Here is a 24,520-nt window from a genome sequence, read left to right on the forward strand (position 1 = left end):
GCAACCTTCTCTGCATCACTGGAGAGAAGCCCATGCCACACTCGTTTACATCGTCACCCTCACCGCTGGCCACTTTCGACAGTCAATACGTTCTGGAGCTCAACAGCGGCCAGCCCGGCACCGATACGCAACGCGAACAGCTGGAAGCCTTCGTTCACCAGCGTTTTGCCGACACCTACGGCGCCAGCATCAGGCAGTACATGCCCCAACTGCTGGGTATAAGGCAAAAGGGCGAACTACAGGCCGTCGTCGGTCTGCGACCCGCCAGCGCCAGCCCGCTTTTTCTGGAACAGTATCTGGACGTGCCGGCCTGCACGCAGATTCGTATTCACAGCGGCATGCCCCTGCAGCGCGAGCATATGGTGGAGGTAGGCAATCTGGCTGCTCTGGCCCCGGGCGGAGCACGGGTCCTGATCATTGCGCTGACCCATTACCTGGCCGCCCAGGGTTACACCTGGGTGGTTTTCACCGGCACGGCAATGCTCCTCAACAGCTTCCAGCGGCTGGCCCTCAGCCCCATTGATCTGGGTGAGGCCAAGCCGGAACGCCTCGGCGACCGGCAAGCGGAGTGGGGAAGTTATTACGCAACCCGGCCGCGGGTGATGGCAGGGTACATTCCCGAGGGTCTGGTTCAGCTTGAGCAGCGCGGCGTTTTCCGGCGCCTGGGTTACCGCCCCCTTTACGCGCATCACCAGGGGGTTTCCCATGTCAGCGCTTGAATCCTTCTGGCAGGCGCTGAGTCGTCATGCCGAGAGCCAGCCAGACCAGCTGGCCCTGACCGACGACCATGGCAGCGTGACCTATGGCGAGCTCCCTGAGCACATAGCCAGACGCAGCCAGCAGTTGATCAGCAGCGGGTGCAGCAGGCTTGCTCTGGCTCTGGAGAATGGTATCGACTGGATTCTCTGGGATCTTGCCCTGCTGCACAGTGGCCTTGTCTGTGTGCCCGTGCCGCCCTTTTTCAGCGCCGGACAGGTTCACCACCTGCTCGACAGCGCCGGCATCGACAGCATCATCGGTCGCCTGCCCGACGGCGTGAGTCCGCAGGAGCAGGGCTTCAGCCGCACCAGTCTGGGCTGGCAACGGCTGACACCCATAACCTCGCAGCAGACCAGGGCACCCATGCCTGAGGGCACCTGCAAGATCACCTTCACATCCGGCACGACCGGGCAGCCAAAAGGGGTGTGCCTGGCCGCAGACACCCTGATGACCGTAGCGCTCAGCCTGCAGGACGCCTGCGCCGACATCAGCCCCGAACGCCACCTGGTACTGCTGCCCCTGGGCGTGCTGCTGGACAATATCGGTGTGTATGCCGCGCTGCTGGCGGGCGCCAGCATCACTTTGCCGGAACGCACAGGGGTGCAGAACAACACGCTCGACATCCAGCAACTCATGCATGTTCTGCATGAGGCCAAGCCGAACAGTCTGGTGCTGGTGCCTCAACTGCTCCAGGGGCTTTTACAGGCCGCCAGTGCCGGCCTGCACCCGCCTTCCAGCCTGCGGTTTATTGCCGTCGGCGGTGGACATATTGCCCCTGCATTGCTCAACCAGGCTGCGCAACTGCAGTGGCCGGTCTTTGAAGGCTACGGGTTGTCGGAATGTGCCTCGGTGGTGTGTCTGAATCGCCCGACCCAGCGCAGGCCCAGCACCGTAGGCAAGCCCCTGCCACACGTGCAGGTCAGCCTCGCCGAGGATGGTGAAATACTGGTACACGGCAACGGTCCGTTGGGCTATCTGGGGGACACCGAGCCTGTCGCTTCGCCCTGGCCTACCGGTGACATCGGTCGCCTGGATGATGGGTTTCTCACCATCCTGGGACGCAAGAAGAATCAGTTCATTACCGCCTTTGGCCGCAACGTCAACCCAGAGTGGATCGAGGCCGAGCTGACCAGTGAGCCGGCCATTGGCCAGGCATTCGTCCATGGCGAGGCGCTGCCCAGCAATCTGGCCCTGGTAATGCCGCGCAATGCGCAGGTCACCCCTGACGAGATTGAAGACGCCATCGCCCGAATCAATGCCGGCCTGCCCGGCTACGCCCGGGTCCATCACTGGCTGGTCATCCAGCAGCCCTTTACCGCCACCAACGGCCTGCTGACCAGTAATGGTCGACTGCGCCGAGACGCCATTTTCCAGCACTATCGTCAGGCTCTAGAGGGCCTGTTAACCAAGGAGTTAGCCCATGAATTTCTTTGATCGTTTACACGAAAGCACGCAGGCCGAGCGCGAGTACCTGTTTGCCTCCCCGCTGATCCGGGCCGCATTGACTGGGCAGGTTCAGCGCCACAGCTATATCGCTTTCCTGACGCAGGCATTCCACCACGTCAGCCACACCGTACCCTTGCTGATGGCCTGCGGCGCGCGACTGAGCGCCAAACAGGAATGGATTCGCAACGCCATGGCCGAGTACATCGAAGAAGAGCTGGGCCACCAGGAGTGGATTCTCAACGACCTGCGCGCCTGTGGTGCCGATGCTGAAGCCGTGCGCCATGGCCAGCCAGCACTGGCAACGGAACTGATGGTCAGCACCATGTATGACCGCATCAATCGGCTCAATCCGGTATCCATGCTGGGCATGGTCTTCGTGCTCGAAGGCACCAGCATTGCCCTGGCTACCCAGGCGGCAAACAGCCTGCAGAAAGGTCTGGGATTACCGAACAAGGCCTTCAGTTATTTGAGTTCCCACGGCTCGCTGGACCAGGAACACATGAAGTTCTTCGAAAAACTGGTCAACCAGCTGGACGATCCGGCCGATCAGGAAGCCGTTATCCATACCGCCCGGGTCATTTATCGACTCTATGCCGACATGTTCCGCAGTCTGCCTGGTTCGTTGGAGGTGCCCCATGCGCTTGCAGGATAGTGTTGTGATCCTGACCGGCGCCACCGGCGGCATGGGTCAGGCCATGGTTGCGGCACTGTGTCAGGCAGGTGCCCAGGTGCTTCTGGTAGGGCGCCAAACACAGGCACTGGAGGCCATGGAACGTGACTTTGGTAGCCGCGTATCCTGCGTGCAGGCCGATTTGCGAAGGCCGGATGATCGCGCCAGAGTTGTCGCGGCCGCTCGCAAGCTGAAGGGTTTCAACCTGCTGGTCAATGCGGCGGGGGTAAACCATTTCGGGCTGTTCGAGTCCATGGATGATTCGGCAATAGCGGACCTGATCGACATCAATCTGACCGCGAACCTGCAGCTTACGCGCGCACTGTTGCCGCTCATGAAGTCCGCGCCCCAGGCCTGTGTAGTCAATATAGGCTCGACCTTTGGCTCGATTGGCTATGCCGGTTTCAGCACCTATTGTGCGAGCAAGTTTGCCCTTCGTGGTTTTTCCCAGGCGCTGCGCCGCGAACTCGCCGATACCCGTGTCGGGGTGCTGTATCTAGCCCCCAGGGCTACCCGTACGGAGATGAACAGTTCCCAGGTGAATGCTATGAACAGTGCCCTGCAGGTCGCTACAGACAGCCCCGAACAGGTTGCCAAGCAACTGATCAGCGCACTGGAACGTGATCTGCGCGAGGTGCATCTTGGTTGGCCGGAGCGGCTGTTCGTGCGCCTCAACAGCCTGCTTCCTTCGCTGCTGGACAAAGCACTACGTCGCCAGTTACCGACCATTCAACATTTCGCCGCGCCACCTGTCATGGCAGCCAACGTTGTGGCTGGCACCCCTGTTCCCACCGAAACCCTGGAGCAAAGATCATGAACATTCTCAAACAACTGGCCCTGACGGCTGCTTTCTGGGGGCTGAGCATCGGCGTCCAGGCAGAAGAAGTCAGTGACCTGCAACAGCGTTGGGCGCAGATTCATTATGACCTGCCGGCCAAGCAGCAACCCAAGGCCTATGAACTGCTGGCAGCCGACGCACGACACCTGACCGAGGCGCACCCCGACAGCGCTGCAGCGCATATCTGGCAAGGCATCATTCTCAGCAGCTGGGCCGGCGCCGAAGGCGGACTGGGTGCCCTCAGCAAGGTCAAGGAGGCCAAGGCTGAGCTGGAACAGGCCTTGTCGCTTGATCCCGAGGCGTTGCAAGGCTCGGCCTACACGAGTCTGGGAGCGCTTTACTATCAGGTGCCCGGTTGGCCTATCGGTTTCGGTGATGACGACAAAGCCGCCGAACTGCTGCAAAAGGCCCTGGCACTGAATCCCGATGGGATCGACAGCAACTATTTCTGGGCGGATTACCTGATCGACCAAAAGCGCTATGCTGAGGCCAAGACCGTGCTGTTGAAAGCCCAGGCAGCGCCCCCACGACCAGGCCGCGAGCTCGCCGATAAAGGCCGGCAGCAGGAAATCAGCAAGCTGCTGAAAACACTCTGAGTAACATACATGCGACTGTTGCTGGTTGAAGATGACAAGTCCCTCGGCGAGGGCATATTGACGGCGCTCAAAGCCGAGGGCTACACGCTCGACTGGTTGCAGGACGGTGTCAGTGCCTTGCATGCCCTGAGCAGCGAGCCCTTTGATCTGGCGATTCTTGATCTGGGCTTGCCACGCATGGATGGTCTGAAGGTTCTCAAGGCCCTGCGTGACCGCCACCACAGTATTCCGGTGCTGGTCCTCACGGCCCGCGATGGCGTCCAGGATCGCATCGCCGGGCTGGATGCCGGCGCCGATGACTATCTGACCAAGCCCTTCGACAGCGCCGAACTGAAGGCGCGCCTGCGCGCCCTGCTGCGGCGCAGCAATGGCCGTGCAGAACCGCAGATCAACCTGCGCGGCGTCATTCTTGATCCGCAGAACCAGCAGGTGACCCTGGATGGCAACGTGGTCAGCCTCTCGCGCAAGGAGTTTGTCCTGCTGCACGAACTGATCGCCCAACCTGACCGGGTACTGACCCGGGACCGTCTGGAGCAGGTTCTCAACGGCTGGAACGAGGAAGTGGGCAGCAACGCCCTGGAAGTTCATATCCACCATTTACGCCGCAAACTCTTCCCCGAACTGATTCGCACCCTGCGTGGCGTGGGTTACATGATCGAGCGGCAGGTATGAAATCCATACGCCAGCGAATTCTGCTGCGCGTACTGGGTCTGCTTCTTATCGGCTCGTTGATTCTCAGCGCCGTCAGCTACGGGGATGCAACCCATGAAATAGAGGAGCTGTTCGACGCCCAACTGGGGCAAAGTGCGCGGGTGCTACAAGGCCTGCTACGCCTGCCCGAAGCGCAGATAGATCACCAGCAATTGGCAGCAGTACTGAACGAGTCCGCCGGCCGGCAACCCACTTTGGCGCATCGCTACGAAAGCAAGCTGGCTTACCAGGTACGCGACGCTGACGGCCGGATTATTGCCAGATCCTTCAATGTGCCCAGCATTGGCGAGGACAACTGGTTACCTGGATTTGCCACCCTTGGACAGGGTGAGGATCAATGGCGGCGCTATGTTCTGGAGGATTCCGAGCAGCAAATGGCGATCTGGGTTGGCGAGCGTGCCGATGTGCGCGGCGAGCTGGTGAACAAGATCGTACGTTCCACACTTATCCCCGACCTGGTGGGAATACCCCTCATGCTCCTGCTGGTCTGGCTGGCCATCGGTTCAGGCCTCAAACCCCTGGAGCGCATGGCCCGGCTGATACGCCAGCGTGACCCCGATAGTCTGCAACCGATGCTGGTCAGTGACCTGCCCGCCGAGCTGGAACCCATGGAAGCCGCGCTCAACCGCATGCTCGATCAGGTGGGGCAGCTGCTGGCTCGCGAACAGCGGTTTATTGCCGATGCAGCCCATGAGCTGCGAACACCACTGGCGATACTGCAGATTCATGCTGAAAACGCACGGGCCGCCAACGACCCGGCCGAACGCGACGCCGCCCTTGCTCACCTGCTCAGTGCAACAGAACGCGCAACGCGGCTGGTCAGTCAGATGCTGACACTGGCGCGCCTGACCGACGAGCAACAACTGCAACGCCAACCCATCGCCTTGCAACAGACTTGTCGCAATGAGCTCGCGCAGCTTTTGCCCCTGGCGCTAAAGCGCCATCAGGACCTGCAGTTCGACATTGATCCGGCGCTACCCGAGACCCTGAACATGGAACCGGGCAGCCTTGGCATGCTGCTACAAAATCTCCTCGGTAATGCCATCCAGCACTGCCCTGATAACGGCATCATCAAGTTGCACCTGCAACGCGAGAATGCACAACCCTCCAGTCTGCTGCTCAGCATAGAGAACAGCGGTGAACCCGTACCCGGCGCCAAGCGCGAGCGGTTACTCGAACGCTTCTATACGGGCAGCAATCACCCTGGCGCCGGTCTTGGCCTGTCCATTGTGCAGCGGGTAGTGGAGCGTCATCACGGCAACATAGAGCTCAATGACAGCAGTCTGGGTGGCCTGCGCGTGGATATTCACCTGCCGCTTTAAAGCGACTGTTGATAGCCGCGTATCACAACTGCGCAACCTGCTGGAGCCTGAGTTCGGCATAGTCGATACTGTTACCACATGCCATCTACAGATGACTCGCACGGGATACAGGATATGACTGACAAGCACTTTGATATGACCGGAAAAACCGCACTGATTACCGGCGCCTCGAGCGGACTTGGAGAGCACTTCGCGCGCGTGCTTGCCGCTGCCGGTGCCCGTGTTGTAGTAGCCGCACGCCGCGCCGAACGCCTGGAAAAGCTCGTCCAGGATCTGCGAACCCAGGGTTTTGAGGCTTTAGCGGTGACCATGGATGTAACTGATTCCGATAGCATCGACGCCGGCTTCAGCGAGGCCGAAGCGCAATTTGGCAGCGTGGATGTGTTGATCAACAATGCCGGGATTGGCGAAGGCGTGCCCTTTCTGAAAATGACCGAGGGCAACTGGCGCAGCATGCTCGATACCAACCTCGATGGCGCCTGGCGGGTAGCCCATCGGGCAGCCGTGGCCATAGCCAAGTCACAGCGGGGCGGCAACATCGTCAATATCGCTTCGATTCTCGGCCTGCGCGTGGGCCAGGGCCTGAGCCACTACGCGGTCGCCAAGGCCGGCGTGGTGCAATTGACCAAAGCCATGGCCATTGAACTGGCCCGCGATAACATCCGCGTCAACGCCATCGCCCCCGGCTACTTCCGCACCGAAATGAACAACGACTATTTCGAGTCTGAAAAGGGCCAGGACTATATCAAGCAAAAAGTACCCATGCGCCGCCTGGGCCAGCTGGATGAGCTCAGTGGTCCCCTGTTATTGCTCGCCAGCGAAGCTGGCTCGTTCATAACAGGCACCGTGATCAATGTGGACGGGGGCCATTTGTGCAATAGTCTGTGAATAGATAGCGAATAGCGCGCCCAGAGGACTCACAGGCCAATGCCCCTGATTGATTTACGCCGCAACGAACGTCCCCTGCTGATGACCGGGGTCATTCTGCTCGCCCTGTTTTTTTCCTATCTGGCCTGGTCGGATCGCAACCAACGTGACTCACTGTGGCAGCAGCAATTACATGCCCAGTCCGAAATCCAGCGCATGGCCGTTGAACAGTCGCAACAGGCTGTACGACGCCAGGCCCTTATGGCGGCCAACAGTCTGGCGGAAGATCCCGATACCCTGCGGCTGATACGTCGTATTGCCTTGCTCAAGCAGCGCAACGGTCTCGACGATCCGGTGCTGCATCTTCTGCGTGCCCAACTGCGTAACGACCTCTCCGGCTTCTGGCGGATACTCGAGGAGGCAGGTGCCAATCAACTGCACGTGCATCTGGCACCCGGTGCGGTCAGCTTGCTGCGTATGCACCAACCCGACCATTGGGGTGACAGCCTGGAGGGCATACGCCCCATGATAGAGCTGGTGCAAGCCCAGGGGCAGGCACTGAGCGGCATGGAAACCGGCCGCCATGGCTCTGGCATGCGCGGCATTGTGCCCATTAAAAACAGAGCCGGTCCCGACGCAGAAGTCATCGCCAGCCTGGAGGTCGGCTTTGGCATGCTGCCGGAGCTGCAATTGCTGGATGAAGAGTTGCAGGCCGGCCTGGCGCTATTGCTCAACCGGCACTTGCTGGAAGATATCGTGCTCGACCATGACGAGGCTGGCCTGGTCGAGCTGAAGGGCAGCCCCTGGTGGCTGAATCAGTCGTCACGTACTGAAGCAATGGATTGGCTCTCCAGCGACTCGGTTGCACAGGCCCTGGAGCAGGACGGCAGTGCCGAGCTGGCGATCAATGGCCGCTACCATCTACTCACGAGCGTCCCCCTGGAAGACTTTCAGTCACGTCTGGATGGTCAGGGTAATCCCTCGGCGCTGGTTCTGGTCTGGCGCGATATAAATCCACTCTGGCAGCAACACCTGACAGAAAAAAGTCGGGCTTTACTCACCTGGCTGACTGCCTTTATCGCCGCCATGCTGTTACTCGGTGGTCTCTTGCTGGCCACCCGTGAAAGTGTCCGGCGGCGCGAGCATGACCACCAGGGTCGTCTCAAGCAGGAGATAAAGGAGCGCGAGCAGACCGCGCACCTACTGAACATTGTTTCGCAAACCCAGTCCGCCTATATCAAGGCCAGCAACCTGAATGACAGCTTTGATCAATTGCTCGCCCAGATACTCGAGCTGACCGGAAGCCGCTTTGGTTTCGTCGGCCAACTATTGCGCGATGGCGACGGCAAGCCCTTTCTGCAGACCTATGCCATCAGCAATATCGCCTGGGACGATCAAAGCCGTGCATTTTACGAGGAGCATCGGGCCACCGGCTTGCGCTTTACGCGCCTGGACACCCTGTTTGGCCAGGTACTGCAAAGTGGCGTTGCATACATCAGTAATGATCCTGTGAATGACCCCAATCGGGGTGGCTTGCCACCGGGTCACCCGGCCCTGGAGAGTTTTGCCGGACTGCCTATCTTGTTCGGCGATCAGATGGTGGGCATGATCGGGCTGGCTAACCGGGAGGGTGGATACACCCTTGAGCAACTGGCCTATCTAACGCCTCTGCTCAATTCACTCGGCCAGCTGATACACGCTCTGCGCAGGGATGAAGAAGAACGGGCTTCCACCCTGCGCATCGAGCTGCAGCGCAAGGCGCTACGCGCCTTGAACGAGATTGCAGCTCTGCCCAACCTGCGCCTGGAGACACGCCTGAACAAGGCCCTGGAGCTGGGCTGCCAGTACCTGCGAATGAACGTGGGTATTATCAGTTCCATCACTGATGATGATTACCGAGTAGTGGCCCAGTACAGCCCCGAGAATAATATTGCCATCGGTCAGTATTTCACCCTTGGAACTACCTATTGCGCCCTGACACTACAACAGGCCGACGTATTGGCCATCGAGTTCATGGGTCAGTCACGATTCAGCGGCCATCCCTGCTACAACCTGTTTGGTCTTGAGAGCTATCTGGGTGTGCCTTTGATAGTCGACGGTGAGCGTTACGGGACGCTCAACTTTACCTCCGAGGAGCCACGGCAACAGCCGTTCGCCGATACCGACCTGGAGTTTATCCGGCTGATGAGCCGCTGGGTAAACTCCGCATTGAGTCAGGACGCCGCCAATCGTGAGCGCGAACAACTGCTTGAACGTTTCAACCGCCTCACTGAGCAGTTACCCGGCGTAGTCTACCAATACCAACTCAACAGTGAGGGTGAGGCCTGGTTCCCATACAGTAGCCAGGGCATCATCGATGTGTATGGGGTCACCCCCGAGCAGGTCCGACTGGATGCCGATGCAGCCGTGCAGGCTATCCACCCGGAGGACCAGCCGCAGATACTTGAGGGTATTGCCGACTCTGCCAGGCACCTATCGATCTGGCGCAGCGAATACCGTGTCAACCATCCGGTATTGGGAGAGATTTGGGCAGCCGGCAGCGCCGTGCCGGAACGACTGGAAAACGGCGATACCATCTGGCACGGCTACATCGGCGATATTACTGCCCGCAAGCAGATTGAACTGACCCTGGAGCACGAACGGGCGCGCCTGGAGAGCATCATTAAGGGCACCAACATTGGTACCTGGGAATGGAACGTGAGCACGGGAGAAACCCTGTTCAATGAACGCTGGGCCAATATTGTCGGCTACACACTTGCTGAACTGACCCCCGTTAGTATTGATACATGGGGAACTCTGACCCATTCGGATGATCTGGCCGAGTCCGAGCGCCAGTTGCAGCAACACTTTTCTGGCGAGGCAGACTACTACGACTGTAAATGCCGCATGCGCCACAAGGATGGACACTGGGTTTGGGTGCACAGTCGTGGTCAATTGATAAGCCGCACCCCCGAAGGCCAGCCCCTATGGATGAGCGGTACCCATGCGGACATCAGCGCTGAAATGGATCGGGATCAGAAAATCAGCCAGGCCCGGGCTTTCCTGCGGGCGGTCATTGATGCTTCTACCGAGGTTGCGGTCATCACCACCGACCTGCAGGGCACCATCACCCTGTTCAACAGCGGGGCCGAAAAGCTACTGGGTTACAAGGCAGAGGACGTCGTCGACAGAACCACTCCGGCGGTATTCCACCTGGCCAGCGAAATAGAACGGCGTAGTCAAAAACTCAGTCAGGAGAAGGGCTTTGAGGTTAGCGGCTTTGAAGTGTTCACCAGCAATGTTCGTGACGGTGGTGGCGAAACCCTGCCCTGGACTTACGTGCACAAGGACGGCGGCCATCGTCTGGTCAATCTGACGATTACCGGCATTCGCGAGGAAAATAACGAGCTGACCGGCTTCCTCGGGATCGCTACCGATATCACCGACCTGATTCAGGCCACCCGCGCGCTGCAAAAAAGTGAATCACGCTTCCGCAGCATGGTCAGCAACCTGCCCGGCGCAGTGTACCGCTGCAACAATGACCTGGACTGGACCATGTCGTATATGAGTGACGAGATTCAGACCATTACCGGCTATCCGGCTTCAGATTTTGTTGATAACCGGGTACGTAGCTTTGCCAGTATTGTGCATCCCGAAGATCTGCATCTGACCTATGCTACCGCTGAGCATATCCAGCGCCAGGAAGCTTTTGAAGCGACCTACCGGGTTATTCATGCCCTGGGCCACGAGGTCTGGGTCAGGGAGAAGGGCCGCGGCGAATACAATGCCCAGAACGAACTGCTGTGGCTGAGTGGTTTTATTTGGGACGCCACTGAGCAGCAACGGATCGACCAGTTGAAAAGTCAGTTCGTCTCCACCGTCAGTCACGAACTGCGCACTCCACTTACCTCGATCACCGGTTCCCTCGCGCTGATTAATAATGGCGTGATGGGCGCGGTACCCGAGAGCATGCGCAAGTTACTTGAGATTGCCCATAGCAACAGCACGGAACTGAACAAACTGATCAACGATCTGCTGGACATGGACAAGCTCGGGGCTGGCAAGATGCATTTCAATCTCCAGTCGCAACCGCTGGTCCCTCTTTTGCGCAAGGCCCTGGAAAGCAACAGCGGTTATGCCGCGCAGTTCCAGATAAACCTGGAACTGGGCAATGTAGACCCGGTCGTGGTCACAGTAGATGCTCTGCGTCTGGGGCAGATACTCAATAACTTCCTGTCCAATGCCATCAAGTTCTCTCACCCGGATCAGACGGTGCGGCTCGATGCTCACTACGCGGAGGGCAGGGTCTGTATTAGCGTGACGGACAGTGGTCTGGGAATAGCAGCAGACTTTCATGACCGGATTTTCAGCAAGTTTTCCCAGGCCGATGCCACCGATACCCGTCAGCGCGGCGGCACCGGTCTGGGGCTGGCGATCTGCAAGGAGCTGGCAGTAAATATGCAAGCCGAACTGGGTTTTGAATCGGAAGCAGGCAAGGGTTCGCGGTTCTGGTGTTTGCTGGACGCAGAGCCCATCGAAAAAGATAAGAGCTGACGCTGCCGAAAGAGGGGAATATCGACGTGTCCCGGCATCTGCAGGCTTTCCAAAAACCGGAAATCACCAGCTTAGCGGCAGAGGCACTATAAGCGTGCTCATGTCGTCGGATTACTCATACGTGCGACAATGGATGGTAAGCAACGTTTTAAAGAAAGGTTGAACATCATGTCAGAACTGAGGCGCATCATGCATATCGAGGATGACCCCTCGATTCAGGAGGTGGCGAGGGTAGCGCTGGAAATAGTTGGCGGCTTCACCGTCATGAGCTGCGCTTCCGGAGCCGAAGGGCTCGAGAATCTCGAAGCTTTCGCCCCCCAGCTCATTCTGCTTGATGTCATGATGCCCGGTATGGATGGGCCCGAAACGCTGGCCAGGCTAAGACATACGGACTTTGCAGCAAACCTGCCCGTGGTTTTCATGACGGCCAAGGTTCAATCCCAGGAAATAGCCGAGTATCACCAGTTATCCGCCGCCGGGGTAATCGTCAAGCCCTTTGACCCCATGACGCTGGCTGATCAGATACGCAGCATCTGGAGTCAATCCCATGGCGAATGCTGATCTCCAGGCTCAGCTCGCCGCGCTGAGCCGTTCATTCCGAGCACGCCTGCAGGTTGAGTTGCAAAGCATGAATGCTCGCAGCGAAGAACTGCTTGCGCAACCAACGGCAGACGCGGGCAATCTTGCCCCGTTGCGCTCCGAACTGCATAAGCTCGCCGGCTCTGCTGGGACATTCGGTTTTGCCGAGCTTGGTGCTCAGGCCCGAACGCTGGAGCTGATTATCACCCGCAGCATGGATAGCGGAGTGTTGAGCCACGCTGATCGCCAGGTGTTGTTAGCGGGTATCAAGTCACTGCCGGCCAAACTGGATCAATCTGAAGCACCGCAGCCCGCATCCGCGATTACCTTTGATAACGACGACAGTGATGTGCGCTGTATTGCCATCGTAGAGCCTGACGGGCAATTACTGCAGGGGATCAGCGACACCCTCGAGAGTTTTGGTTACAAGACGGTAGTCTGTGGTGACGTTGGTGCGCTGTTGAATATCATGGCAGCAGAGGCGCCTGATGCACTGGTCGTCGACATGAGCCTGCCGCAATGGGATGCACAATGGGATGCCGCTGTCGCGCAGGTGCAAATCCATTTGCCCGAGCCCCTGCCGCTGATTGCCCTGTCCGATCAAGACGGGTTTGCTGCACAGTTACACGCCGTGCGCGCCGGCGCCCAGGGCTTCTTTACCCATCCGGTCGACCTCCCCGGTCTGGAAAACAGACTGGAGCGCTGCTTCAGCCTGCAGCACAGCGAGCCCTTCCGGGTGCTGGTAATAGACGATGATATCGAGTTGGCAGAGCGCTTTATTGCGGTCCTGGCTGGTTTTGGCATGCTCGCGGAGACCCTTGATGCGCCAGAGCTGATACTCGAGCAGATGCGCCGGTTTCAGCCAGACGTGGTCATGATGGACGTCAATATGCCGGACTACAGCGGTCCCGAGCTGGCGCAGATCATTCGGCTCAATGACGAATGGCTGCGCGTGCCGATCATCTATCTGTCTGCGGAAACCGACGTGCAGCAACAGATGGCGGCGCTGATCAAGGCAGGGGATGACTTCATAACCAAACCTATCAGCGATAGCGCCCTGCTCACCGCGGTTTACTCACGCGCCCAGCGGGCCCGCCGAGTCAGCCAGGCCCTGGCCAAGGACAGTCTTACCGGACTGCTCAAGCACGCGGATATAAAGGATCAGCTGGAGCTGGAAGCGGATCGCGCCGTACGCAACAAACAGCCGCTCAGTGTCGCGATGATCGATATCGACCATTTCAAGAACGTGAACGACAGCCACGGTCATGCGGTTGGCGATAATGTTATCCGCAGCCTGGCCAACCTGCTGCGTCAGCGGTTGCGCAAGGTAGATCGCCTGGGCCGCTACGGTGGCGAAGAGTTTGTCGCCGTACTGCCCAACTGTTCTCCAGCAGATGCCTGGCGCATTCTTGACAGTATTCGTAGTGACTTCCATGCCTTGCCTTTCAGTAGCGATGCTGGTCTGTTTCATTGCGGCTTCAGCGCAGGTATCAGCTTCAGTCAGGCCCCTGACTGGCAAACCGATAGTCTGCTGGAAAGCGCGGACAAGATGCTATACGAGGCCAAGCAACAAGGTCGTAATCAGATAATCGCCGTCCCTGGCTCCAACGAGGCCGCCAAGTGAAGATAGTCATTATTGAGGACGACCCATGGATTGCGGAGCTGCTCAGGCAGGTGATCACCGGACTGGCTCCGAACGCAGAGCTGAGCCAGTTCAGCCATGTTGGTCCTGCTGTAAACCATATCAAGGCCAACGCTCTGGATCTGCTGCTGTCCGACCTGAATCTTCCCGACGCCAGCGGACTGGAGGCTATCAGTGTAGCCAAGAGAAAAAATCCAAACTGCCCACGGATATTGATCACCTCGAGCATTGATCGAGCAACGGTGATGGCGGCCCGGCAGGCGGGGATTACCGACTTTATTGCCAAACCCTTTACCGTCGAGAAACTGCTGGAACGCCTTAGCGGTTTGATCAACCGCACTGGTGCCGCGAACGCTGCGACGCTGGACGGGATGGACGACATTAATACCTTTTTACAACAGCGGCTCGGTCAGACGCTGTTCATTCCCTGGAGTCGCCCTGAAGATCAGCAGGCCGTGCTGGCCTTGCACAGCGACAGCACTCAGCAGGAGCTGCTGCGCCTGGCATGGCTGCAGCCTTTGTTGCTTGCCGAGCTGATCCGTCAGGCCAACAGCGATAACCGGTCAGATAGCGACTTTGACTGCGTGAGCGCGGAGCAGGCAATCAACCAACTGGGCCTGACTCGCAGCATAGAGCTTGCGATCCGCCTGGCACGTACCGGTCCGGTATTATTTGACCCACGCCTGCGTGAGAAGGCCGAGCAGTTTATGCAGCAGCAAGCCATGCTGGCGAAAGCTCTTACCCGCCTGGCGCATCATCAGTCAGTGGACGCCGCCCCCGTCAGATCTGCCGTCAGCCTGTGCAGGCTTGGCGAGATGGGGACACTTTGCGCTATCCAGAACTTTCTCAATTATGGCCAGCAGCTTGAAGACTCTGAACTGGATGCCCTGCTCAAGCGCTTTGCTCCCGAGTTCGGCAATCGGATCAAGATCAATTTGAAGCTGCCGTTCCTGATTCGCGAGCTGACCGGAGCCCTGTTCAAACTGCCCCAGGGCAGCCTGCGCAAGGATCGGGTGATCATGCGCATTGCGGCTCTGGAAATCGGGCTTGATGATGATCCGGTGCAACTCGCCCAGTTGCGTAAGTGGGTCGGTTTACCCGCTTCCTGAGCATGCTCGGGTCAGTCTGCGCCCATCATCAGAAGGGTCAGCTCGGTAGCCGATATGGCCTGACAGCCCTGTACGTTCTGACCAGCCCAGAGGGGTGTAAAGTCCCCGCTTTCGTGCTTTTCCGCCGCACCGCGCAGGGGTGTGATGGCGCTGCCAGCCAAAGGGAAGGCGGGCGGCAAGGCACTCATCGGGCCCAGCTCACGCATCACGCGGTTGACGATACCCCGCGCCGGCCGACCGGAAAACAGATTGGTCAGCGCTGTATGCGCGGCCATAGGACTTTGCAATGCCGCCCGATGCACCGGCCGGGTATCCGCCTCGGGGCATAGCAGGTAGGCGGTACCAATCTGCACGCCCGCCGCGCCAAGGGCCATGGCCGCGCGGATACCAGCGGCATCCGCTATACCGCCAGCAGCGATCACCGGGATGCGCACAGCGCTGATGATCTGCGGTACAAGTGCAAAGGTCCCGATCTGGCTGGTTACATCCTCGGTGAGAAACATACCTCGATGGCCACCCGCCTCCAGGCCCTGAGCAATCACGGCATCCGCTCCGTGATCTTGCAACCAGAGCGCTTCCTCGACTGTGGTTGCCGAGGAGATCACCTTGCTACCCCAGCTTTTCAACTCATGCAGTAGCTCCGCCGGCGGCAGACCAAAATGGAAGCTGACTACGGGGGGTTTGAACTCGCGCAGCAGCTCCAGCGTTTCAGCGTCGAACGGACGTCTGCCGCCGCCACTTCGGATGTTGGCTATATCCAGACCCAGCTCTTGATAATAGGGTGCCAGCGCTTGAAGCCATGTGGCTTCGCGCTCCTCATCGGGCAGTGGCGAGGTGTGGCAGAAAAAGTTCAGATTCCAGGGCCCGGCAGTCTGATCGCGCATGATGGTAAGTTCTGCGAGCAGGGCGTCGGGGCTGAGCATGGCGGCCGGAACCGAACCCAAGCCGCCCGCACGGCATACCGCCAGAGCCAGTTTGCTGTCCTGAACACCAGCCATGGGAGCCTGGATGATTGGCAGGCGGGTACCCAGTAAAGTCTGCAACAGCATCGGTATATCCTTTTCTTAAGCGGGTGCGGCTCACAGGTTAGCGCGTGTTTCCGTTACCTTCCACGGCGGGCGCATCCTGGTCTAAGGTGAACAGACTGAAATGTATCGAATATGAGGAGCACAACGCATGGGTATTCCCGTTATTGGTCTGGGCACATACAGACTCAAGGACCAGGACGTCATCGATTCGGTAGACCAGGCTCTGCAACTCGGCTACCGCCATATAGATACCGCGCAAATCTATGAAAACGAACAGGCGGTCGGGCGCGCCATCGCCGACAGTGGCATCGCACGTGACGAACTGTTCGTTACCACAAAAATCTGGATTTCCAATCTGGCTCCACGCAAGCTTATCCCCAGCCTTGAAGAAAGCCTGAGCAAGCTCAACCTCAATCATGTGGACATGACGCTGATCCACTGGCCCTCACCCGACGACAAGGTGCCCATGGAAGAGTATCTGCCCATGCTGCTGGAGGCGCGTGAGCAGGGACTGACCAAACACATTGGCGTATCCAATTTCACCATCGAACAGTTGGGCAAGGCGATCGATCTGATAGGTGCCGAGAACATCGCCACCAACCAGGTCGAGATTCACCCTTTTCTGCACAACCGCAAGGTGGCCGAGTTTGCCCGCGAGCATGATATTCAGCTCACCGCTTACATGCCGTTGGCGGTTGGTGAGGTGATGCAGGATCCGGTGTTGCAAGCTATCGGCCAGGCGCACCAGGTCACCCCAGCTCAGGTGACGTTAGCCTGGCTGTTACAACTGGGTTACGTGGTTATTCCGTCTTCTACCAAACGCCAGCACCAGCAGGACAATCTGCACGCAGCGGACCTGCGACTCAGTCAGGATGACATGGCCGCTATTGCTGCACTGGAGCGGAACCAGCGTATTGCCGATCCGGACTTTGCGCCGGCCTGGGACTGATTATCGCCAAAGCGCTTCAATAGCTGCAATCTGCTCCAGCGCTTCGGGGTTGGCCAGGGCCTCACGGTTGGTCACCGCCTCGCGGCGCAGGATTTTCGCCACGGCGAGCTCCACTTTTTTGCCGCTACGGGTATAGGGTACTTGCTCAATGACCTCGACCCGTGCCGGCATATGCCGTGGACTGGCATTGTCGCGGATGCGCTGACGTATACGTTGGCGCAGAGGCTCGTCCAGCTGGCAACCCGGATTCATTACTACCAGCAACACCACGCGCACATCCCCTTCCCAATCCTGACCAACCACCAGGCTGTCGGCAATTTCATTCAGGGTTTCGACCTGGCGGTAGATTTCCGCCGTACCGATCCTCACACCGCCCGGGTTCAGGGTCGCGTCGCTGCGGCCATGAATGATGCAACCACCCTCGGCGTCAAACTCGATATAGTCACCATGGGCCCAGACCCCGGGGAATCGCTCGAAGTAGGCAGCGTGGTAACGGCTGCCGTCGGTGTCGTTCCAGAAACCCAATGGCATGCAAGGCGCCGGCTGCAAGCAAACCAGCTCACCCCGCTCGCCAATGACTATCTGGCCCTCCTCGTTGAATGCCTGCACATCCATGCCGAGCATGCGGCACTGAATGACGCCCCGGCGCACCGGTAGGAGCGGCGAACAGCCAACGAAGCAGGAGACGATGTCGGTACCGCCAGATATCGAGCCCAGCAGCATGTCTTTTTTGACGGCCCCGTAGACCCAGTCGTAATCCTCGGGCAGCAAGGGCGAGCCAGTCGATAGCAGTACTCGCAAGGGACTCAGATCAAAACGCTGGCCTGGATGAAGATCGGCGTTACGGCAGCCCCCCAAAAATTTGGCGCTGGTGCCAAAATGCGTGACGCGATAATCCTCTCCGAGCTGCCATAGACTCTGCATATCGGGGTAACCCGGATTACCATCAAAGAGTACCAGCTCCGCGCCGGTAACCAGACCCGAAGCCAACCAGTTCCACATCATCCAGCCACAGGTGGTGAAGTAGAAGAGCACATCCTCCGGTCCCAGATCCGCGTGCAGCATGAGCTCCTTGCTGTGTTGCAGCAGCGTACCGCCAGCTCCGTGCATGATGCATTTGGGCACGCCCGTGGTACCGGACGAGTAGAGTATGTAGAGCGGGTGATCAAAGGGCAGGGCGGCGAATACCGGCTGGGCACCAGCGTGTTTCTGTTGCACGCTCTGCCAGTCCACCGCGCCCTCTGGCAGGGCTATATCCGGCAGGTTGGATATCATCAGCAACTGCTCGACCGAGGGCATGCTTTGCTGCAACTCCAGGGCCTGGGCGGTTCGGTCGAATACCTTGCCGCCATAACCGTAGCCATTAACGCAGATCAGCAGCCGGGGCTTGATCTGGCCAAAGCGGTCAAGAATCCCGGCTGTGCCGAAGTCCGGTGATGCCGAGGACCACACAGCACCAATACTGGCAGATGCAAGCATGCCGATAATCGCTTCGGGAATGTTAGCTACCACGGCAGCAACCCGATCACCCGGCTGTATGCCAGCCTCGCGCATCCAGGCTCCCAGTGCCGCTACCTGAGCAAGTAGCTCACCACGACTAAGGGTAAAATCCCCTCGGGTTTCGGAACGGGCATGCAGTGCCGGCTGGGTGGCGTCACCGGTCAGGGCGTGGCGTAACAGGTTCTCGGCAAAATTGAGGCGCACCTGGGGAAACCAGCGCGCGCCAGGCAATGCGTGACTCTCCAATACCGAATCGGGGTCACCTGCGCTGACCACACCTGTGTAATCCCAGACGCTCCGCCAGAATCGGCCAATATCGTCGACTGACCATGCGTGCAACGCCGAATAATCGGCGCCAGGGGCTTCACCCGCAGCCTGTAACCAGTCCCTGTAGCAAGCCATACGACTGCGTTTCAGGGTCTGGCCGGTTGGTCTGTAAAGTACTTCGGGCAGGGTCATCATTGCGTTTCCTGACGGGACTGGGCCATGTAATCGATAAATGCCTGCGATGGCAGTGGCCGGCTGTACAGGTAGCCCTGTACGAAGTTGCAACCGGACCGGCGCAGGAAGTCCCGCTGTTCTTGCGTCTCGACACCCTCGGCAATGGTCACCATACCCAGGCTGTGAGAAAGGGTGATGGTGGCGCTGACAATGGCAGCGTCATCACCATCCTTACCCAGATCGCGAATAAAAGACTGATCAATCTTGATCTTCTGCAGGTGGAATCGCTTCAGGTAACTCATGGAAGAATAACCGGTACCGAAATCATCCAGGGCCAGATTCAGACCCAACCCGTTAAGTCTGGAAATGATCTGTATGGCCGTTTCCGGGTCATGCATGGTCATGCTTTCGGTCAGCTCCAGTTCCACAGCCTGCGCGGGTACGCCGGTGCTTTCCAGCAGGGCCTCGATTTTGGCAAGCAGATGGATATCTCTGAACTGGACCGCTGATAGATTGACGGCCACGTACATATCGGTAAAGCCCATACCGTGCCACACCAGCAGTTGCTTGAGCGACTCAGCCAGGACCCATTCGCCAATAGGTACGATGAGGCCACTGTTTTCCGCGACCGGTATGAATTCAGCGGGTGAAATACTGCCCAGCTCCGGATGGGTCCAGCGCAGCAAGGCCTCGGCTCCCACCAGATAATCGTCCTTCAGGCGGTGCTGTGGCTGAAAATGAACACTCAGCTGATCCCGAGCCAATGCATGCCGTAGCGCGTTCTCGATCTGCAGGGTCCGCACGTAATGGGTCTGCAGTTCCGGCTCGAAGAAGCTGTAGCCATTGCGTCCATCATGCTTTGCCCGGTACATCGCGATGTCGGCGTTGCTCTGCAGGTTACTCAGATCTGCGGCATCATCGGGGTAAAGTGCAATACCGATCGAGGCTGTTACAGTCAGCTCATGACCCGCAACCAACATGGATTCGGTCATCGCATTGGCAATACGTTGCGCCGTATGGGCGGCACCATTAGCGTCTATTGACGGCAGAATCAGGCTGAATTCGTCACCCCCGGTGCGTGACAACATGTCCTCCTCACGCAGCAAAGCCGAGAGCCGCTGTGCAAAGGCGACCAGCAGCGCGTCACCCACCTGGTGACCCAGGGAATCATTGACGTTCTTGAAGTTGTCCAGATCGATGAAGAGCAAAGCCAGTTGCTTGTGATGCCGCTCCGCCAAGCTCAGGGCTTCCTGCGCCTGCTGCTCGAACATGCTGCGGTTGGGTAAACCTGTCAGCACATCAAAGAAGGCCAGTGAGTGAATATGCTGCTCATCAGCCTTGCGCTGGGTGATGTCACTCAGCACAGCGACGTAATGGGTGACGTTACCCTGCGTATCAAGCATGCGGCTGATGCGCAGCCATTCAGGATAAAGTGTTCCATTCTTGTGGCGATTCCACAGTTCGCCCTGCCAGTTCCCCTGCGTCTCGATGGCCGACCACATTCTCCGGTAAAAATCCTGGTCATACTGACCTGAAGACAATATGGCCGGCGTCTGGCCCAATGCGTCTTCCGGGCTGAAGCCGGTGATATCGGTGAAGGCCCGGTTTACCTTGACGATCCGCTGTTGCGCATCAGTGATCAAAAAGGCTTCGCTGGTCTGTTCAAAGACGCGCCCGATCAGCTTCAGTTCTTCACTCGCGCGCACCGTCTCGTTGATATCGATATGGGTGCCCACAATCAGGTCAGTCAATCGCCCGTCCTGGTCCCGCAAAAAACCTCCGCGGGCCAGAATCCAGACCCACTCGTTCTCAGCGTTGAGTACCCGAAAGCGGTTCTCATAAAGCTTTTCGGCAGGATCACCACAGTAGTTCTTGAAACACCGAGCTGCCTGGTCCCGGTCGTCGGGATGTAACAGATCGATCCAGACCTGCAGTGAGCCAAATTGTGGGTCAAGTTCCTGTTCAACCGGATCCAGCCCGAGCATTAGAAAATATTCGTCGCTCAACTCCAGGCGGCCGGAGCTCACGTGGTATTCCCATGCGCCAGTGTTGGAGGCGCTGACAAAAGACTGGTAGCGCGCCAGGGTTTGCCGGTTCTGCTCTTCAGCCCGTTTGCGCTCGGTGATTTCCCGAGACAGCACTATAAAACGGTCGCTTTCCTCTGCTCTTGCTGCCTTGCGCGCCACCGATAATTCAAACCAGCGCTCGCCCTCAACTATTTCCGTGTCACCGAGGGCGAAGCTGTAGCCGCTCGCCCAGCCCGTTTGCGCCGCCTGGGCAAGGGCTGCAATAACCTGGCTGGCCGCTGCTCGAGGAAGCACTTCGTAAACCGTTCTACCCTTTATCGAGTCGAAGGGCATTTTCATCAGATCCGTGCGCTGGGAGTAAAAGCGGTAATAACGCCCTTCGCTATCCATTTCAAACAATAGATCAGGCACCGCATTTATAACGGCCGCCATCTCATCGCTCGCCTCCTCGGCAGAGCGCGTGCGCTGGGCAACCAGGGTGGCCAGGTTCTCTCGCTGCCAGCGTATATTAAGCACCTGAAGAACCGAATAACCCAGGGCCAGGCTGGTAACCGTCCCGATCAACAGCGTCATCAACGCCCAGTGCCATAACTCGGAGCTCCGCGGTTGCTCCACACTCAATATCCAATTGGCGTTGGCCAGCTCCAACGAAACCTCATGGGAACGGTGGAAATCCAGGTCCTCGGTCAGCGGCAGCAAAAGATCGCGCTGGTTGGTATTGGGATCCTGGCGCCAAAGGCGAAAACGCAGCTGATGGGCCTGCATGGCCTGGATTTCCGGCAATGATTCGATAGTTGTCAGGTCGATGCTTGAGATCACAAAGCCCCAGAATCGCTCAAAGCCATATTCATCGTTGACGAACACCGGTAGGCGGCCAGCCACAACTAGACCACCCCGAGACAGCTCGAAGGGTCTGGACAGTGTCAGGCTCTTGTTCTGCAAAGCTCTCAAGGCATCAGGGCCGCGCTCGGAGTCCTGCAGAAGATCGCGACCAAGCTCACCCTCATTTCCCGCCAATGGCCAAATCTGGGTGACCACCGCGCCTTCGGCTACCCCCAGAGCAGAGGCTCCAGGAAAGTAGGTGCTCAACTCATCGCCAAGCCGCTGGAAATCATCTATTGGCGCATCGGATATCTGAACCAGGGTGCCCAGGGTGTATACCGCACCCAGGCTACGCTGAACGAAATCTGCGATACCCTGGCCATATGCCTGTACGCGGTGAGCGAACTGCTCCTCATGCTGTACTCGATTCTGCTGATAAAGGCTGTAACCGATAATGAAAGCCAGAACACCGCTAATAAGGGTCGTCAGCAGCGCAACCAGCCAGTAGGCACGGGGCGGTTTGAGCAGATCAGGCTCGTTGCGATGCTGGTGATCCGCCCGGGTATCCTTACCTGGATCAGATGCGGTCATAGGTGCTCCTCGATGCATCCTGTTTCTCTTGTTCTTATTGGCTGCTGAGATGAAAAATGCCGGTGACCGGTTACGTCTGGCGGGCGGGATTGATCAATTTTTTGCGCCGCCTGCAGTAACCCAAGCATGAGGTGCTCACGCTCTGTCGAAGTCACATTTTCCATACGCTCGACAGCCTGGTAAAAAGCTTGCCAGTCTCTGCCGGTCTGTTCAAACAGCATAGCAAAGGCTGGCACCCACTGATCATAAAGTCCGAAGGGAAGCAGGCTGGCATTGTTCAGTGCCTCGGCAAACCAGCCGTCAAATCGCGGGCTGTTATCCCAGCAGTCTGATTTCCACTGCTGGTAATCCATCTGCAGGCGGGAAAACGCTGACTCCTTTGCTTTTCGTTTGGCCGCATCTGGTCGCTCGCTGGTGTAGACCGCCTGCAACCTTTCACGTGTTGCCATGACGAGCTGGGTGAACTCTGCCTGCTGCTGCTCAAGTGCCGGATCAGGTGGCGCCAACCCTCGACTGGATCGCCATTGGCGCAGCCCCTCACTGCCTACAAAGCTGGCGAATGACTCATTGAAGGCCGTGTCATCCTTCAGGTAAAACCGTTGGTGAGCCAGTTCATGGAACAGCGTCAATGCCAGGTAATCATCATCCCAATGCAGCATGGAACTGAGCAGCGGGTCGTCGTACCAGCCCAGGGTCGAGTAGGCCGGGATATCACCAATAAAAACGTCCATGCCCTGTTTACGCCATTGCTGCGCAGCGGCTTGCGCAGCCTCGGGGGTAAAATAGCCCTTGTAGGCCAGGCATCCGGTAAACAGGTAACAGTGCTGAACAGGCTCAAGAGAGAGTTCTGGCGCGACAAACAGATTCCACAGCACGTAATCGCGGGGCAAGGCACTGTAACGGGTGTAGCTGGCATTATCCGGCAGCCCGAGCACATTGCTGGCAAATTGACGTGCCTTGAGCGCCTCGGCCAGGCGCGCCTTGAGTACGGGATCGGTATTGTCGCTTTCCAGCAAGTCGACGATGGGCACACTCAGGGCCATGACATCTCGCTGGCCCTGCCAGGATTGCTGAACAAAGGCGATGCTGCTGCACCCGCCAAGCAACAGAGCTGCGAGCATCGTCACTAGGAGCAACTTCAAAGATTCACCTGCAACCAGTCTGCCAGCTCACGGACCTGTGATTGCGGTTGCCGCGCGGGACTCCATAGGGCCAGTTGATTGGGCGTTTCAACAAAACCCCAGGGCGCCAGCAAGCGGCCGTTGGCAATATCATCTGCGACCAGCAACTCAGGTGCGATGGCTACACCCAGTCCCGACAGGGCCGCTTCGAGAAGGTAATACAGATGCTCGAAGCCCTGCCCATGGCGCAGGCTCTGCGGTTCGAGCTCCAGGGCTTTCGCCCAGTCAGCCCAGGCACCGGGGCGTGACAGGGTATGCAGCAGGGGTTCGTTGACCAGTGCACTGGCAGGCTTATCCGCGATCGAAGCTGCTCGTACATAGCGTGGACTGAATACCGGCCCGATACGCTCGGGAATCAGCGGATACACCTGCATATCGGCAGGCCATGGGGGCTCTGCAAAAAGCAGCGTAGCGGTGACGCCAGGCTTGCGCGGATCTTGCTCGCCTTCGCTGGCGGAGAGGTGCAGGTTCAGCTCTGGAAGCTCGGCGTTCAGTCGATCCAGACGCGGAATGAACCAGCGCGCCAGCAAGCTACCGGGGCAAGCGAGAAGAAAGGGCGCACTCACCTGGCTCTGGCTGATCTCCGCACACACCGTGCGCAGACTATCGAGTGCATCGCGGCTGGCATCACGCAACCGACGGCCGGCGCTGGTCAACTGCACGCCCCGACCCGCCTTCTCGAACAGGGCCACGCCCAGCTCCGATTCCAGGGTACGAATCTGGCGGCTGACTGCACCATGGGTAACATGCAGCACTTCAGCCGCCTGGCTCACACTTTCCAGCCGAGCAGCCGTCTCGAATACGCGTAATGCGTTGAGTGAGGGGAGATCTCGGCTCATGGCGATATGTCACTTTTTCTCACAGGTTGCTGCTATCTTATCGGTTTTTTTCATGTGTCGCCTGCCCTAT

At 58.5% G+C, this 24,520-nt stretch carries 18 protein-coding genes; 13 read left to right on the forward strand and 5 right to left on the reverse strand.

Features of this window, described 5'->3' with window-relative positions; translation table 11 throughout:
• The first annotated feature begins 32 nt into the window (after positions 1–32).
• From AAC076_RS04635 to AAC076_RS04690, 12 genes are all read left to right on the forward strand, one after another.
• Entirely contained in the window at positions 33–719 is a 687-nt protein-coding gene (locus AAC076_RS04635; protein WP_339843233.1) for a thermostable hemolysin, read from the forward strand.
• A complete protein-coding gene (locus AAC076_RS04640) occupies positions 706–2,193 on the forward strand; it encodes an AMP-binding protein (protein ID WP_339843234.1) in 1,488 nt (495 codons plus the stop codon). The genes AAC076_RS04635 and AAC076_RS04640 overlap by 14 nt, the downstream gene beginning before the upstream one ends.
• Positions 2,180–2,857, forward strand: coding sequence for an iron-containing redox enzyme family protein (locus tag AAC076_RS04645; protein ID WP_339843235.1), 678 nt, complete (start codon positions 2,180–2,182; stop codon positions 2,855–2,857). The genes AAC076_RS04640 and AAC076_RS04645 overlap by 14 nt, the downstream gene beginning before the upstream one ends.
• The gene (locus AAC076_RS04650) at positions 2,841–3,692 is read left to right on the forward strand and encodes an SDR family oxidoreductase (RefSeq protein ID WP_339843237.1); all 852 of its coding nucleotides are present in this window, start codon (positions 2,841–2,843) and stop codon (positions 3,690–3,692) included. The genes AAC076_RS04645 and AAC076_RS04650 overlap by 17 nt, the downstream gene beginning before the upstream one ends.
• A complete protein-coding gene (locus AAC076_RS04655; protein WP_339843238.1) occupies positions 3,689–4,309 on the forward strand; it encodes a tetratricopeptide repeat protein in 621 nt (206 codons plus the stop codon). Before AAC076_RS04650 ends, AAC076_RS04655 begins: the two co-directional genes overlap by 4 nt.
• 9 nt (positions 4,310–4,318) lie before the next feature.
• Positions 4,319–4,981, forward strand: coding sequence for a response regulator (locus AAC076_RS04660; RefSeq protein WP_339843239.1), 663 nt, complete (start codon positions 4,319–4,321; stop codon positions 4,979–4,981).
• Positions 4,978–6,342: an ATP-binding protein gene (locus AAC076_RS04665; protein WP_339843241.1), complete on the forward strand. Its 1,365-nt coding sequence runs from the start codon at positions 4,978–4,980 to the stop codon at positions 6,340–6,342. Before AAC076_RS04660 ends, AAC076_RS04665 begins: the two co-directional genes overlap by 4 nt.
• A 114-nt stretch (positions 6,343–6,456) precedes the next feature.
• Entirely contained in the window at positions 6,457–7,230 is a 774-nt protein-coding gene (locus tag AAC076_RS04670) for an SDR family NAD(P)-dependent oxidoreductase (RefSeq protein ID WP_339843242.1), read from the forward strand.
• 39 nt (positions 7,231–7,269) lie between these two features.
• Positions 7,270–11,742 (forward strand): PAS domain-containing protein, encoded by a 4,473-nt coding sequence (locus AAC076_RS04675; RefSeq protein WP_339843244.1) that lies wholly within the window; start codon positions 7,270–7,272, stop codon positions 11,740–11,742.
• Positions 11,743–11,910: 168 nt separating this feature from the next.
• Positions 11,911–12,303: a response regulator gene (locus AAC076_RS04680; protein ID WP_339843246.1), complete on the forward strand. Its 393-nt coding sequence runs from the start codon at positions 11,911–11,913 to the stop codon at positions 12,301–12,303.
• Complete coding sequence (locus AAC076_RS04685) at positions 12,290–13,945, forward strand: diguanylate cyclase (RefSeq protein WP_339843247.1); 1,656 nt, start codon at positions 12,290–12,292, stop codon at positions 13,943–13,945. Before AAC076_RS04680 ends, AAC076_RS04685 begins: the two co-directional genes overlap by 14 nt.
• Positions 13,942–15,072, forward strand: coding sequence for a response regulator (locus AAC076_RS04690; RefSeq protein ID WP_339843248.1), 1,131 nt, complete (start codon positions 13,942–13,944; stop codon positions 15,070–15,072). The genes AAC076_RS04685 and AAC076_RS04690 overlap by 4 nt, the downstream gene beginning before the upstream one ends.
• Positions 15,073–15,083: 11 nt before the next feature.
• On the opposite strand, the gene AAC076_RS04695 is transcribed toward AAC076_RS04690, so the two are convergent.
• Positions 15,084–16,121 carry a nitronate monooxygenase gene (locus tag AAC076_RS04695; RefSeq protein ID WP_339843249.1) on the reverse strand — a complete coding sequence of 346 codons (1,038 nt, stop codon included), beginning with the start codon at positions 16,119–16,121 and terminating at the stop codon, positions 15,084–15,086.
• A 127-nt stretch (positions 16,122–16,248) separates the two neighbouring features.
• Here AAC076_RS04695 and dkgB point away from each other — a divergent pair, with 127 nt between their 5' ends.
• Complete coding sequence (gene dkgB, locus AAC076_RS04700) at positions 16,249–17,049, forward strand: 2,5-didehydrogluconate reductase DkgB (RefSeq protein WP_339843250.1); 801 nt, start codon at positions 16,249–16,251, stop codon at positions 17,047–17,049.
• Here the strand turns inward: dkgB and AAC076_RS04705 are convergent, their stop codons facing one another.
• From AAC076_RS04705 to AAC076_RS04720, 4 genes are read right to left on the reverse strand one after another with little or no spacing between them, the layout of a single operon-like run.
• Entirely contained in the window at positions 17,050–19,011 is a 1,962-nt protein-coding gene (locus AAC076_RS04705; protein WP_339843251.1) for an acetoacetate--CoA ligase, read from the reverse strand.
• Positions 19,008–22,430 (reverse strand): EAL domain-containing protein, encoded by a 3,423-nt coding sequence (locus AAC076_RS04710; protein ID WP_339843252.1) that lies wholly within the window; start codon positions 22,428–22,430, stop codon positions 19,008–19,010. The genes AAC076_RS04705 and AAC076_RS04710 overlap by 4 nt, the downstream gene beginning before the upstream one ends.
• Positions 22,427–23,572, reverse strand: coding sequence for an aminopeptidase (locus tag AAC076_RS04715; protein ID WP_339843253.1), 1,146 nt, complete (start codon positions 23,570–23,572; stop codon positions 22,427–22,429). Before AAC076_RS04715 ends, AAC076_RS04710 begins: the two co-directional genes overlap by 4 nt.
• A complete protein-coding gene (locus AAC076_RS04720; RefSeq protein WP_339843254.1) occupies positions 23,569–24,450 on the reverse strand; it encodes a LysR family transcriptional regulator in 882 nt (293 codons plus the stop codon). The genes AAC076_RS04715 and AAC076_RS04720 overlap by 4 nt, the downstream gene beginning before the upstream one ends.
• Positions 24,451–24,520 lie beyond the last annotated feature (70 nt).

The sequence above is a fragment of the uncultured Halopseudomonas sp. genome, from assembly GCF_963977355.1.
Classification (GTDB): Bacteria; Pseudomonadota; Gammaproteobacteria; order Pseudomonadales; family Pseudomonadaceae; genus Halopseudomonas.

Coding starts and splice junctions, on each gene's coding strand:
- AAC076_RS04635 (WP_339843233.1), top strand. CDS start 33: ATGCCACACTCGTTTACATCGTCACCCTCACCGCTGGCCACTTTCGAC.
- AAC076_RS04640 (WP_339843234.1), top strand. CDS start 706: ATGTCAGCGCTTGAATCCTTCTGGCAGGCGCTGAGTCGTCATGCCGAG.
- AAC076_RS04645 (WP_339843235.1), top strand. CDS start 2,180: ATGAATTTCTTTGATCGTTTACACGAAAGCACGCAGGCCGAGCGCGAG.
- AAC076_RS04650 (WP_339843237.1), top strand. CDS start 2,841: ATGCGCTTGCAGGATAGTGTTGTGATCCTGACCGGCGCCACCGGCGGC.
- AAC076_RS04655 (WP_339843238.1), top strand. CDS start 3,689: ATGAACATTCTCAAACAACTGGCCCTGACGGCTGCTTTCTGGGGGCTG.
- AAC076_RS04660 (WP_339843239.1), top strand. CDS start 4,319: ATGCGACTGTTGCTGGTTGAAGATGACAAGTCCCTCGGCGAGGGCATA.
- AAC076_RS04665 (WP_339843241.1), top strand. CDS start 4,978: ATGAAATCCATACGCCAGCGAATTCTGCTGCGCGTACTGGGTCTGCTT.
- AAC076_RS04670 (WP_339843242.1), top strand. CDS start 6,457: ATGACTGACAAGCACTTTGATATGACCGGAAAAACCGCACTGATTACC.
- AAC076_RS04675 (WP_339843244.1), top strand. CDS start 7,270: ATGCCCCTGATTGATTTACGCCGCAACGAACGTCCCCTGCTGATGACC.
- AAC076_RS04680 (WP_339843246.1), top strand. CDS start 11,911: ATGTCAGAACTGAGGCGCATCATGCATATCGAGGATGACCCCTCGATT.
- AAC076_RS04685 (WP_339843247.1), top strand. CDS start 12,290: ATGGCGAATGCTGATCTCCAGGCTCAGCTCGCCGCGCTGAGCCGTTCA.
- AAC076_RS04695 (WP_339843249.1), bottom strand. CDS start 16,121: ATGCTGTTGCAGACTTTACTGGGTACCCGCCTGCCAATCATCCAGGCT.
- dkgB (WP_339843250.1), top strand. CDS start 16,249: ATGGGTATTCCCGTTATTGGTCTGGGCACATACAGACTCAAGGACCAG.
- AAC076_RS04705 (WP_339843251.1), bottom strand. CDS start 19,011: ATGATGACCCTGCCCGAAGTACTTTACAGACCAACCGGCCAGACCCTG.
- AAC076_RS04710 (WP_339843252.1), bottom strand. CDS start 22,430: ATGACCGCATCTGATCCAGGTAAGGATACCCGGGCGGATCACCAGCAT.
- AAC076_RS04720 (WP_339843254.1), bottom strand. CDS start 24,450: ATGAGCCGAGATCTCCCCTCACTCAACGCATTACGCGTATTCGAGACG.